Genomic DNA, 12,487 nt, shown 5'->3' on the forward strand with positions numbered 1-12,487 from the left:
GCTAAGGACTAGTCCTTAGCATTTTGAATAATGTTTAAATCTTGAGATTCTATTTTTGTGTCCTGCATATCATATAATTCGCCAATAACTTCATTTGTTAACAAATGTGGCTTGTCATCAAATATTACTTTTCCATCTTTCAGAGCAATAATGCGAGTAGCAAAGCGTTTCGCTAGTGTAACGTCATGGACATTTATGATTGTTAACAATTTATGTTCATCATGGACTCTTTTGATTAGTTGAAATATTTTTTCAGAAATTCCAGGGTCTAGACTAGCCACCGGCTCATCGCCTAAAAAAACTTCTGGGCGTTGCACTAATGCACGAGCAATGCCAACACGTTGCTTTTGTCCACCACTTAGCTTTTCTACACGTTTATTTTTAAACGACTCTAATTCCACTAGCTTAAGAGCATTTTCCATTTGCTGCTTTTCCTCTTCAGAAAAAACACCTAAAAAGTTTTTCCACTTACTTCGATAACCAAACATACCTGTTAATACATTTTGGGAAACCGTTAAGCGGGGAATTAAATTAAATTGCTGAAAAATCATACCCATTTCACGGCGAACTTTACGTAATTGTTCATCTTTTAACCAAAGGAGGTTTTTACCTTTGTAACAAACCGCCCCTTTTGTAGGTTGAATAAGACCATTCAAACAACGAATAAGCGTTGATTTTCCTGATCCACTTTTTCCGAGAATGCAAATGAATTCACCGTCGTTTGCTTCCAAATTAATATTGTCCAATGCATAATCGTCATTATTAAAATAGGAAACGGAGAGATTATCAATTTTTATTGTTGGATGTTCCATTAAATCACCTTTTCTCGCATACGACTACCATAAAAATCAACTGCAATTACTAATAACATAATTAATAACACATCCATCGAGACCGCTTTATATTGAAATGTTTTAAAATGATTGAATAATTGCTGACCAATTCCCCCAGCTCCAATAAAACCTAGGATTAGCGACGTTCTAATCGCTACTTCAAAGCGATAAAAGTAATGGGATAGAACGTTTGGCCAAATTTGAGGTAAAATTGCAAAGACGTCTGCAATAGATTTTTCAGCTCCTACTGCCTTCATTGCTTCATGAGGCCCTTCGTCTGATGCCTCAATTAATTCAGAAATAAGTTTTCCTAGCACCCCGATATTATGTATAACAATTGCCAGAACCGCGGGGAAAGGACCTAATCCTAAAACAGTCAACAAGACAAGTCCAATAACAATCTCGGGTATAGACCTCAAAAAACTTAAGAAAATGCGCATCCATTGGTAAACAAACTTGAATCGGCTTGTATTCTTTGCTGCAATAAAGCTAAGTGGCAAGGCGATTAACAACCCAAAAAAACTACCAATAAAAGCTATGGAAAGAGTCACAATACTTTCTTTCGCAAGTTTCGGGAAAAGTTCCCATTTCGGCCATATCCAACGTTCTAAAAAATCAATCATATTATGAAAATCTTTAAATTTTCTTATATCAAATTCTGTATAATAAAGGCCGATTGCCGTAAAGACAATCAGCACAATTAGTTGATACATATGTTTTTTTGTAAACCAAGTCATGGGTTGTTACTCCCCTTCAATTACTCCTTGATCAATCGCAGCTTTACGAATTGCTTCATAATCAGCGTCAGTAGCTGTAGTGAACCCACTAGCACCAAAAGCTTTTAATATTACTGGATCTTTAATATTTACAAACGCTTCTTGTAAACGTTTAATTGTGTCTTCATCCGTATTTTCATGAACTGCCCATGGGTATTGGAAAAGCGGAGCAGATTTCCAAATGATTTTAAACTGATCGCCATCGATTGCACCAGAAGCAATTAATGCATCGTAAATCGCACTATCGATTGCTCCAACATCGACACCTTTATTTTGAACCGTTAACGCTGTTGCGTCATGTGAACCTGTATATTGAACTGATTTAAAGCTGTACTCATCTTCAGATACAAATACTTCACGATCCTTTAATTCAATTGAAGGTATTAATGAACCCGACGTTGAACTAATATCACCAAAAGCAAAGCGAACATTTTCGACATCTGCAATCATGTCTTCAATAGAGTTCCATTTGTTATCAACATGTGTAATCATGTAAGAATGATAGAAAGGCTGATCATTAATTAATTGCGTAACGATTGCCTTTGCGTTACTTTGATGATTAGCAATAACATAAGTTAATGGACCGAAAAATGCCATATCTATTTTATCGTAGTTCATTGCTTCCACTACACCATTATAGTCAGGATAAACAGTTAATTCGACAGTGTCATAATTATCTAATTTAGCTGTTAATTCCGCTTTTAGCTTATTCATTGCTTCTTCCATTTCACCTTCCGTTTGAGCAGGAATAACGCCGATTTTAAATACTTTTTCGTCTTCTCCTCCACAAGCAGTTAATGCAACCGTAAATAATAATACTAATAATGCTAATAAACTTTTTCTCATGATTGTTTTCACCTCAAGTAATTTTGTTATAAAGCTGAGTATATTTTTCTATCTCTACTTTATGGTTGTGATTCTTTTCTACATAGAACTTCCCATTTAAAGCAATTTGTTTTTCTTTATTCACTGATAATAGTACTTTTTGTATGCGATGGTAAAAGTCTACAGAACTATCATACAGAAAACCATTTTCATTGTCTGTAATTACGCTTACATTTCCAGCATTTTTTCTAGCAAAAATTAGCTTATTAAAGTACATGCCTTCTAAAATTGCTGAGGACTGCCCTTCAGATATTGATGTATTTAAAACTGCATCTGACCATTTGTAAAAAGCCGGCATCATTTCCAGTGGAACATCTCGCAAAAATTTCACCCATCGATAACGCTTTTCAACAGCCTTAACTTGTTCATAGACTTTATCATCAAGTATAGTGCCTACAAGAATAAATTGCAGTTTTGGAAAACCCTTTTTTAATTCTACTAAAATATCCATTAAAAATAAAACATCTTTTACTGGACGTAATCCCGCAGGCAAAAGAAGCTTCGGAAACCCATCTGGTAGATCTAAGTGATCTTCATTAGTAGAAGGTGGAAACCAAACACTTTGTGGTACTACTGAAATTTTTCCCATTGTGGTAGGAAAAGCTTTCTCAACTTTTTGTAGTCCATCATCTGTAAACACTGTAATTGCACTAGCATTATTAATGATGCTTTCCATCATAAGCCTTTTCGAATTGTCAAACAAGTCGTGATTAATATCAGTTCCACCACTCGTCATAACATAAGGCTTTTCTAACTGAAAATGGTGCTTCATTTGCCAATTTGCAAAACGATAAAAGTGTAAAATATGTAGAACATCACATGACTTAAGTCTCGTTTCAATATCTGATGTAAACTCTTCTTCTTCATAAGCAAAAACAACAACCTCTACCCCTACACTTTCTAAACCTGATACTATTCGCTTGGCAGTCGTAGCATTGCCCCTAACATTATGAAAATATGGCGTTAAAAATCCTACTTTAAGTCGCTCTTTGTTGTTCATTTTTCACCGGCCTTTTGATCCAATGACGTTCGTTGTCGATCCTTTTCGTAATCGCTAATTTATCTAACGATTCTAGAAGTGGGATAATTCCTTTTCGGGAAAGGTTTAAAACTGACTTTGCGTCTTGCACTGTAAAAGGGTTTCCACTAGTACTTTCAAAGAGTGTTTGTACAGCTAGATTATAAGAACTTCTATGAACAAGCATATTCTCTTCTAACTCTATTAGCTGACTAGTCTCTAATACATAGCGTTTTAGCTCTTGGTGCATGGATACAGGTATTTGCTGATTTGATAAATAAGAGTCCCATTTCTCTACTTGTATGCCAGCTTCTTTTATTGTCGTAACGACATTAGCAACTCTAGTATCCCACTGTTTTGGAACTTTTGGGAGATGAGATGTGGTGCTGATATATTGATGCGTTTTTTGCAACTCACCATTATCTATTAATTCTTCAATGATAACTTCAATCAGCCTTTTCGGATAATGGAGCGTACTAATAATCTCCGCTTTATTCATCCCATATCTCATCGGATGATTTTCATGATAAATTGCTAACACTTTATTTATATCTTCTACTAATTGATTGTATATTTGCTTTGACGTAAAGAATTTATCATCATAACAAATTACATCCTTTTCTTTTAATAATGTAGTTAACAGCTGATCAAGCTCTTCTCCAGCAATAGATGTTAGTTGGGTTAACGTTTCTTTTATGCTTACTATTTCTTCATTCAAGACAGATAATACACGTTCCTTTGGTGTACCTTCCATATTTTGCTTTAACATTTTGACTGTATCTTGCCCAAATCGATATTTATCTCCGTATGGGTCAATTACCCATCCACCACCAATTGTCTCAGTTGGAGAAGGTCTTCTTAAAACGAAACGGTCGCCACGTTTAATAACAATAGGTTCGTCAAGGCGGACTTGGCACAGAACCTCTTCCTCAGTAGCTTTTAGTTCATTTCTATCAAAGAAAACAATTTTACCCATAACTTCTGCTGTTCCTGAATGGAACTTAATTGGTGTACGTTGTTTTAAAGGAAGCTCTAACTCATCTGAAGATGTAAGCACGATATCAAGCGTATTAGTATGTGGGATAGCTAAGCTTGAAGCGAGCACATCACCGCGCTCTATCTCTTCTCTAGCAATGCTTACGTTTATCGCAGCCCGTTGCCCTGCAAACGCTTTTTCAACTTCTTGATTATGTACGTGAATATTTTTCACTTTCACAGCTTTTTCACTAGGTAATACTTGAAGTTGCTGCCCAACAGAAACAGATCCTTCATAAACCGTCCCCCGAACAATGGTCCCTTTACCTTGAAGTGTGAAAACTTGGTCAATAGGGAAACGGAAATCTCCAATTGACGATCTTACAGGAATGTCCTCTAGCTTTGCTTTAATTTTACTCTTTAAAACATCAATACCTTTATGAGAAATGCTATCTACGAAAACGACATCGCTTTTTTCAAAAATAGTGTTTCTTACAACACTTGCAATATCATCTTTTACTAGAGGTAAAAAATCTTCCTCGACTTTGTCTGCTTTTGTTACAACAATAATCCCTTCTTTAATACCTAAATAGGTGAGGATTTGTAAATGTTCCCTCGTTTGCGGCATGACACCTTCATCTGCAGCAATAACAAGAAGAACTAAATCTATTCCAGCTACACCAGCAATCATTTGCCTAATGAATCTTTCATGACCAGGAACATCTATTATAGATGCTTTCAGTTCTCCTAAATCAAAAGGTGCATATCCGAGCTCAATTGTAATTTTTCGCTCTTTTTCCTCTTTTAAACGATCGGTATCTACATTTGTTAATGCTTTAGTTAATGACGTTTTACCATGATCAATATGACCGGCCATTCCAACTGTATAAAAACGTTGGCTCATTTCTTCACCTTCTTCAACTTTTCCCTATTATCCCTTACTTTACGCAAAGATTACTATCTATTTCAAGTTATAAGCATTTCAGCAATAATTAATTGCAGTTCGGGACATTATAATGTTGAGAAGTTTTTACATAAAAGGAGTTGAATTACTAATGGCAAAGCAAAAACAAGGTGGAATGAGTAAGAAATTAAGTCAAGCTGTGCAGCATGCAAATGAGTCAAATCCAAAATCTCGTTCAAGTAACCCACCAAACACTTCATCTACAGAAAAAAACGTATAAAAAAATGCCATGCAAGAAACCTTGCGTGGCATTTTTATGCGAACCAAAATGTTAATGTGTCTAAAGCTCCAATGGTGAAAAGAAGTAACCCGGTTAATATTTGCACTAGACTACCAATTTTTTTACTTTGCTTTAAAGTTGTCCCTTGATATCCCGTAAAAGCGATTAACCCAAGAAATAAGAGTAAAGGTAATGACGTTCCTACTGCAAAAACACTCGGTAACAATACGCCAACACTTGAAGTTAACACGATTGGCATTAATGTTAAGAAAAACAACAGAAACATTGTTGGGCAGAATCCTAGTGAAATAAATACACCGAATAGAAAGGCACTATAAACTCCTTTTTTACTTTTAGTAAAATCGCCTCTAGTGAATGAAAAAGAAAACTTAAAATTGATTAATCCCATTAATACTAATCCTATAAAGACAAGCATTGGACCTAATAATTTTCGAATGTAAGGTGCTATACTTTGGAAACTCTCCATGATCTCTTTTCCTACTACTAATACGATTACACCAAGAAAAGAATAGACTGTAATTTTCCCGATAATGAATGCAATTGCCTCTTTCCAGGCGACTTTTTCTTGAAGTGATTTATTACCATAAAGCATAATAGCTCCGAGGTTTCCCGTTATTTGACATGGCGCTAAAATCGCCACCATACCTAACAGAAGCGCAAACATGATAGGTACACTCTCCATACTATATGTTAAGTTAGCAATTGGATTAGAAAGAACGGTGCTCCATTCATGAAATATATGATGCATAAATTTCGCTCCTTTTTTGTAAGGTTTCTACCATTATATTTACGGGTGTAACTTTTAAGACAAGTAATTTCAAAAACACATTCCAGAGAATCAGCTGTAGTTAAAGGATAACGATATCTAGGATCTATTCAATTAAAAATTTAGCTATAAAAAAAGCACCTCCAAATTTTTGGGGTGCAGTTCGAATTATTAAATTTCTTTTAGAGTATGCAAAAATTTTTATATCCTTGATGAAGCACCCGTTAATACAATAAGCAACCTACGCTTTAATTGGGTTATTTTTTTCTTAAACACTTAGTTTGTCTTTTTCACTGTAGTCTTCTCGATAATAAAATGCTTTGCTTGGCTTCAATACTGATAAAGAAAAGATTATAGATAAGAAAAGCATCACAAGTGCCATCGTAATAATTGTTAGTCTTAAAGAAATTAAATCTGCTACAAACCCTGTTACAAGAATAAATACTACTTGAGCAGCACTTTGTATCAACTGATAAATACTTGTCACTCTGCCCATAATTTCTACTGGAACATTATTTTGGTAAAAAGTCGTTATTCCTGCATTTAAGAACACATTAAAGAAACCTAAGATTACAAATCCAACCACAATTGATAGAAATGACCATGAAAATGCATAAGTTACATAACCTATTGTCATCATGACAATACCGGTGACAATCATATATCTAAGCGAGAAGAAATTTGAAAAAATTGAAAGTAACATAGCACCAATAACAGAACCAATCCCAGTAATACTTATCAAGAGACTATACTCCATCTCAGAAAGCCCTATAACTTGTTGTGTAAATACAACTTCTTGCGCATCCATTGCAAAGGTAAAAAGCATAACAATAATAAAGCCAAGGTAGGTAAAAGTTAGATATTTATTTTGTGACATGAACTTCTGAACTACTGAAAAATCCTGTACCACTTGGGAAAAAGTCAATGTCGGGATTGTATCTTTATTAATATTTTCTTTATCCGGTAGAAAAAATAATAAAATTGCTGAAAACAGAAAGAACAATGCATTTAGCCACAATGTCGCTTCAACTGTAGTCAATAAAATAAGAGAGCCGCCTATAGCTGGTCCAATAATAAATGCCCCAGAACTTGTAAAAGAGCTAATAGAGTTAAATTGCTTTCTTTTTTCTTTAGGAACAAGTATAGCAACGTATGTCATTGATGATGGATGGAAGAATGCTTTTGCTACACTCAGGATAACCAAGATCCCATATATAACTGCTATATTTGGTGCAAGTGGGATTAAGCAGATGAAAGTCGCTCTAATTATGTATGTTACAATCATTACTTTTCTCTTACTACGGTAATCAATAAAACTACCAGTCCAGAACTTAGTAATAATGTTTGTTAGTGGTCCAACTATCCACAGTCCTGCAACAGCAGTTGCCGACCCCGTTAATTGATATACAATAATATTTATTGCAACTAAATAGATAAAGTCTCCGATACTAGATATCCCCATAGAAGATAGTAACAGCGTGGGCTCTTTCCAATCCTTTAAGTTTTTTATCATACAAGACTCCTAATTATGTGTAATAATCTTAACGATGCTTACTACGTTAGCATAAATACTATTATTTGAATACTAATGTGATGTTTGAAAAGTATTATTGAAATACTGTTGTTTTAAGACAACCTAATTAACGAACACCTAATTAAACTCTACTGCACTCGTTATCGGAAGAAGCGATGCTCTGTTTGTACATCGCACCCGTTACTTTAAGTACAACCTATCACAATCTGGTAGATAGAAACTTAAAACATTCCCCAGAATAAATTTAATTGAGTTGTAAGGAAGTAAAGTAGTAACCCTATGGGGACCACTATGATTATTTGTTTGGGCGACTGATATAAGACAAAAATCATGGCTATCCAAAGTAGAAATTCCAATATATTCATAATATCAAAATACCAAAATCCAAATGCAAAAGCTTGTCTTGAAATAAACATAAATATTATAGATGAAATAAAAATAGCAATTATACCTTTACTTTTAGCATACCAACAAGCAAAAGCCATAAATGGTGAAAAAACAATCATGATAATCCAAATCATCATTTATGTGTTAGGGAAAAAACCAGCTATCATAATAGTATAAAAATAATAACTACCTACCATTCCTACAAAAAACAAAAAGACATTTATGGCAGACCTTACAGGCGATTTACTATACACAGAAATTAGTACTGCAAGGAAAATCCAAACTCCCATACGAGAAAAAAAGTTCCTTAAATCCAACACTTCAAGAAAATATGGTAATAAATTACTGGCAGTTTCATCAAGCACCTTGGAAATTATGCCTAAAGTAACTCCTGAGATAAATAATAATGTCGAATATAAAAATTTTCTTGATAGAGATATATTTAATTTTTGAATTTCATTCAACAAGTATTTCATTTATCCCTCACAAATATAAAAAATTTTCATTTCATATTTTTCTACTATTGTACAACCTTCTAGCGCCTTACTTGCCAAATATCTATTTGGACATCTTTCCGATGCAATTTCCTCTAATATATTAATTACTCACCTTGTATTTGCACCATTGTCTTCTTATTCCAATTACCAAGTAAACAAGTGCTACGCACAAAATTACTTGGTTAATGAAAAACGATAGCCTTGTAAATTCACCATAAGTTATTCCTGTTGACAATTTCATGAAGTTCAAATAAACAAAATCAATATACAACGGTGCAAAGAAACTATTTAACTGGTGAAATAAAAGGATGAGAAAAAAATAGATGCCTTCTTTAAATGAAGAGTTTTTACATTGAATGAGTCCAAAGGCTAGTATAATAACAATTAGAAATTGTAATATGATATTTAAAACTCCTATTAAACTCATTAAATACCTTACCTCCTGTAAACGGCAATTTTTTCTAAATCTACTAAACTTCTTCCATTAGTAATTCAATTAAAAAAGGTGCTTTTCCTTCTTCTTGCCGGAAAGCACCCTCTTGTTCAACTTATGATGGTTTACTCATAACAAGTTCAAAGATCTTATTTTAATTTAGAAAGTAAATCTTTAATTGAATCCTTTAAGACTATAGGCAATTTTTCAAACGAGTAATTCGTTTCAAGTCTCTCTGTTCGTTGGTGTGGATCACGACCAAACGGACCAATGTTAATGACTGGAATGTTTAACTCTTGAATCTCTTTCACAGGTAATGAGTAACCTTTATTAAATAAAGGTGTATTATTCGTTACTTGCAAGATGTCTTCATCCGTCTCTTTCAATTGCACGAAGCTTAAGTCTGATAATCCTGCAAAATAGTTTTGTTTTACAACATTGACTCCAAACTTTTCCTTGAAATTAGTAACTGTTTTATTGGCAACAGATTGTATAAATTCATTTTCCATAGATGATACAGCTGGATAAAATGGTGGTGAATAAAACATGACAATCATTGGTGCTTTATCTTTACATAAAAACGCTAAGTCTTGGACTAGCTTTGCAGAAAAGTCTCTATCCCCATCATTTCCTCTGTTCGTAATTAAATAATTTTGTCTTCTTTCAATTTCTTCTTTACCGTGTAGGCTAATCGCATATTGTAACAACTCATCATACGTAAACACATTTACAGAAACTTTTTTCGGATTAGTTAAAACACTTTCAGCACTTTTCGTGTAGTGCTCCTCAATCGATGTTGCAACCTCTTTTACTGAAGAAAGGAGTTTTTCCGTAATTTCTTTTAATTTCCGCTTCATATAGATAAGGTTGATCATCGTAACAGAAGAGTGCGGCGTTTGGACAGAGTATTTCTCTTTAAAATCTTTTTGGATTAAATTCGTTGGTGGTGGTGTCATTTCTCCGTCAACGAACTCACAAAAATCTGTATTTAACTCAAAGAAGTTTGTGATCTTTGAAACCATGAAATTTGAGTTAAGCCCTGAGTAAGGCTCACCAACATGCGTTTCTGCTCCGAGGCAAAAGAAGCTCGGCAAAAGCTTGCCAACAGAACCTGTATAAATATACTTATTTGTATCTTTTGGGTGGTTTTTAAACATTGGTTCTGAATTTAAGCAAGCAACAAATTCTAAATTGTATTGCTCCTTCATTTGTTTTAATACTGGAACAGCCGATAACATACCTACAGAGTTTACCTCTTCGTCTGGTACGGAAACCATTAATAAGTTCCCTTCAAATTCCCCAGCTGCCGCTCGTTCAATCATCGCCATTTGCAATGCAACGCCGGCTTTCATATCCATGGAACCGCGCCCAAATAACCATTCTTCTTCACTATTTTCTATATCTTCTTGAACAACATTATCAAAATTATGTTTCTTTTCTTTCATAGCATTTGTTAACTCTTCCATTTGGAAAGCTAAATGTTTAAAATTACCGTAATCTTCAATATCAACAACATCAAAGTGGCTTAGTAATATAACAGTTTTGGTTGCATTCTTTTTCTTGACGAAAGCTGTTAAAAACTTTCTGCCATCATGTGTAGGGTGGAGTGTTAAAAATTCTTTATTTCGTTTGAAATAATCAAGTGAACTTAGTTGATTGTGTATATTTTCAGCTACGGCAATCTCACCTGCTGTTTCAGAAATACTTGGAACTGCAACTAATGAAGAAAGCAGTTGAATTAATTGCTCTTTAGTTTGCCATTTCAAAATGAACACTCCCTTTAGATACTTTTATTTATGTAAATGTATCATGTCAAAATGGTTTATTAAAGTAGATTTTTCATGCTATATTGTATAATAGCAATGAAAGCAATATAGCTTTTATAAATGGGGTGTTATTATGGAGAAAATAATTTTATTTGATGGGGTTTGTAACCTCTGTAACTTCGGAGTGCAATTTGTAATTAAACGAGATCCCAAAAAACAGTTTAAGTTCGCTTCAATCCAGAGTGAAATCGGTGAGAAGTTGATGATAAAACATTATGGGAAAGTTGAGTTGGATAGTTTTGTTTACATTGAGGGTAAGAATAGTTACAAAAAATCCACTGCTGCATTAAAAGTATGTAAACATTTAAGAGGGGCATGGAAACTATTATTTATTCTTTTAATTATACCAACTCCAATTCGTGATTTCTTTTACGGAAAAATTGCAAAGAACCGTTATAAAATGTTTGGGAAAAAAGATAGTTGTATGCTTCCTTCGCCGGAGTTGAAGGAGCGGTTTTTATCATAAGTAACGACTAGGCTATAATACTTGATTTATTTGAAATACCCCTATATAATTACATCTTGTCTAGTATTCATGGGGCTGGTTGCGTAGCTGGTGCTTGCCTAGGTCTTCAAAACCTTTTGGGAGGTGCGTGCCATCTCTGGTGGGTTCGATTCCCACACAGTCCCGCCAATCCTTACATATCAATGGTATAAGACTTATTGCTCATTAATAAGTAAGCCTCATTTTTTTCCCTCCCGACACTCCGGGTGCCATTTGGGTGCCAATTGTCTTTCACTAGTATTCGTTGCCATCATCCTCGTCAAAAACTTCAACAGCCTGTTCCTGAAGAGAAGGAATCACATGACTAAACAAATCTAAAGTAATACCAATTTTCATAAAAATACCTTCTAAATATAGTATTGTGTTTGACTAAAACCTAATTTTTATACTTTTTGAGGGTAGCTTCTATTATTTTGTTTAACTCATTTATAGACATTTTCTTAGGTTGATGCTCTGTAGTAGTTAGTTTCACTTTTAATTCTTTCAATATTCCGTCTAATTGCAATATTTTATCTTTTGAATCTGCCTTTATTTCCTGGTTACTCACTAAAATATCTTTAAAAAACAAACGATTATTTAAAAAGAAAATATTATTGTAATCCTGTGGATTATGACTTATTTTAACGTCAAGTTGTATAAATGCATTATATGCTTGTAAAATCTTGTAGTTACTATAATCTTCATTATCTAGCATATAGTCTAATACACCCTCAGCAAACACTATCGAACTTGTAAATGATTTTACATACTCGATGTTTCGTTCTTTTCTCTCTAACAATAAATAAATGTTAGAAACTATGCTAATTATAAGAATAATAACAACCAAAGCTTTAAATATTTTCATTTC

12 protein-coding genes and 1 tRNA gene are annotated in these 12,487 nt (G+C 33.9%); 3 read left to right on the forward strand and 10 right to left on the reverse strand.

From position 1 onward, the window contains the following. Positions 1-8: 8 nt before the first annotated feature. Genes phnC through selB form a run of 5 tightly spaced genes read right to left on the reverse strand, consistent with a single transcriptional unit; the run spans position 9 to position 5,391 of the window. Positions 9-812 (reverse strand): phosphonate ABC transporter ATP-binding protein, encoded by an 804-nt coding sequence (phnC, locus tag CIB95_RS12930; RefSeq protein WP_094925795.1) that lies wholly within the window; start codon positions 810-812, stop codon positions 9-11. Continuing rightward, positions 812-1,570: a phosphonate ABC transporter, permease protein PhnE gene (gene phnE, locus CIB95_RS12935; RefSeq protein WP_094925797.1), complete on the reverse strand. Its 759-nt coding sequence runs from the start codon at positions 1,568-1,570 to the stop codon at positions 812-814. Before phnE ends, phnC begins: the two co-directional genes overlap by 1 nt. 6 nt (positions 1,571-1,576) lie before the next feature. Beyond that, positions 1,577-2,455 (reverse strand): phosphate/phosphite/phosphonate ABC transporter substrate-binding protein, encoded by an 879-nt coding sequence (gene phnD, locus CIB95_RS12940; protein WP_094925799.1) that lies wholly within the window; start codon positions 2,453-2,455, stop codon positions 1,577-1,579. Positions 2,456-2,468: 13 nt separating this feature from the next. Then, positions 2,469-3,494 (reverse strand): glycosyltransferase, encoded by a 1,026-nt coding sequence (locus CIB95_RS12945; RefSeq protein ID WP_094925801.1) that lies wholly within the window; start codon positions 3,492-3,494, stop codon positions 2,469-2,471. Further along, positions 3,472-5,391 carry a selenocysteine-specific translation elongation factor gene (gene selB / locus CIB95_RS12950; protein WP_094925803.1) on the reverse strand — a complete coding sequence of 640 codons (1,920 nt, stop codon included), beginning with the start codon at positions 5,389-5,391 and terminating at the stop codon, positions 3,472-3,474. The genes CIB95_RS12945 and selB overlap by 23 nt, the downstream gene beginning before the upstream one ends. Positions 5,392-5,542: 151 nt before the next feature. On the opposite strand from selB, the gene CIB95_RS16540 reads away from it, so the two are divergent. Then, the gene (locus CIB95_RS16540) at positions 5,543-5,671 is read left to right on the forward strand and encodes a hypothetical protein (RefSeq protein WP_269845013.1); all 129 of its coding nucleotides are present in this window, start codon (positions 5,543-5,545) and stop codon (positions 5,669-5,671) included. Positions 5,672-5,705: 34 nt separating this feature from the next. Here the strand turns inward: CIB95_RS16540 and CIB95_RS12955 are convergent, their stop codons facing one another. The 4 genes from CIB95_RS12955 to CIB95_RS12980 form a co-directional block, all read right to left on the reverse strand. After that, complete coding sequence (locus tag CIB95_RS12955) at positions 5,706-6,440, reverse strand: urease accessory protein UreH domain-containing protein (RefSeq protein WP_094925805.1); 735 nt, start codon at positions 6,438-6,440, stop codon at positions 5,706-5,708. 286 nt (positions 6,441-6,726) lie between these two features. Continuing rightward, positions 6,727-7,971, reverse strand: coding sequence for an MFS transporter (locus tag CIB95_RS12960; protein ID WP_094925807.1), 1,245 nt, complete (start codon positions 7,969-7,971; stop codon positions 6,727-6,729). A 545-nt stretch (positions 7,972-8,516) separates the two neighbouring features. Then, complete coding sequence (locus CIB95_RS12970; RefSeq protein ID WP_094925811.1) at positions 8,517-8,855, reverse strand: hypothetical protein; 339 nt, start codon at positions 8,853-8,855, stop codon at positions 8,517-8,519. 603 nt (positions 8,856-9,458) lie between these two features. Further along, a complete protein-coding gene (locus tag CIB95_RS12980; RefSeq protein WP_094925815.1) occupies positions 9,459-11,075 on the reverse strand; it encodes a M20/M25/M40 family metallo-hydrolase in 1,617 nt (538 codons plus the stop codon). Positions 11,076-11,208: 133 nt separating this feature from the next. Between CIB95_RS12980 and CIB95_RS12985 the strand changes: the two genes are divergently transcribed. Beyond that, positions 11,209-11,601, forward strand: coding sequence for a thiol-disulfide oxidoreductase DCC family protein (locus CIB95_RS12985; protein ID WP_094925817.1), 393 nt, complete (start codon positions 11,209-11,211; stop codon positions 11,599-11,601). Positions 11,602-11,672: 71 nt separating this feature from the next. Next, positions 11,673-11,769 (forward strand) — tRNA-Sec (locus CIB95_RS12990). 247 nt (positions 11,770-12,016) lie between these two features. Here CIB95_RS12990 and CIB95_RS12995 read toward each other — a convergent pair. Then, complete coding sequence (locus tag CIB95_RS12995) at positions 12,017-12,484, reverse strand: hypothetical protein (protein ID WP_094925819.1); 468 nt, start codon at positions 12,482-12,484, stop codon at positions 12,017-12,019. Between the last annotated feature and the right edge of the window lie 3 nt (positions 12,485-12,487).

The organism is Lottiidibacillus patelloidae, from assembly GCF_002262935.1.
Taxonomy (GTDB): Bacteria; Bacillota; Bacilli; order Bacillales; family SA5d-4; genus Lottiidibacillus; species Lottiidibacillus patelloidae.

What these genes read in the sequence shown, in the direction of transcription:
- phnC (WP_094925795.1), bottom strand. Translation starts at nt 812, where the DNA reads ATGGAACATCCAACAATAAAAATTGATAATCTCTCCGTTTCCTATTTT.
- phnE (WP_094925797.1), bottom strand. Translation starts at nt 1,570, where the DNA reads ATGACTTGGTTTACAAAAAAACATATGTATCAACTAATTGTGCTGATT.
- phnD (WP_094925799.1), bottom strand. Translation starts at nt 2,455, where the DNA reads ATGAGAAAAAGTTTATTAGCATTATTAGTATTATTATTTACGGTTGCA.
- CIB95_RS12945 (WP_094925801.1), bottom strand. Translation starts at nt 3,494, where the DNA reads ATGAACAACAAAGAGCGACTTAAAGTAGGATTTTTAACGCCATATTTT.
- selB (WP_094925803.1), bottom strand. Translation starts at nt 5,391, where the DNA reads ATGAGCCAACGTTTTTATACAGTTGGAATGGCCGGTCATATTGATCAT.
- CIB95_RS16540 (WP_269845013.1), top strand. Translation starts at nt 5,543, where the DNA reads ATGGCAAAGCAAAAACAAGGTGGAATGAGTAAGAAATTAAGTCAAGCT.
- CIB95_RS12955 (WP_094925805.1), bottom strand. Translation starts at nt 6,440, where the DNA reads ATGCATCATATATTTCATGAATGGAGCACCGTTCTTTCTAATCCAATT.
- CIB95_RS12960 (WP_094925807.1), bottom strand. Translation starts at nt 7,971, where the DNA reads ATGATAAAAAACTTAAAGGATTGGAAAGAGCCCACGCTGTTACTATCT.
- CIB95_RS12970 (WP_094925811.1), bottom strand. Translation starts at nt 8,855, where the DNA reads ATGAAATACTTGTTGAATGAAATTCAAAAATTAAATATATCTCTATCA.
- CIB95_RS12985 (WP_094925817.1), top strand. Translation starts at nt 11,209, where the DNA reads ATGGAGAAAATAATTTTATTTGATGGGGTTTGTAACCTCTGTAACTTC.
- CIB95_RS12995 (WP_094925819.1), bottom strand. Translation starts at nt 12,484, where the DNA reads ATGAAAATATTTAAAGCTTTGGTTGTTATTATTCTTATAATTAGCATA.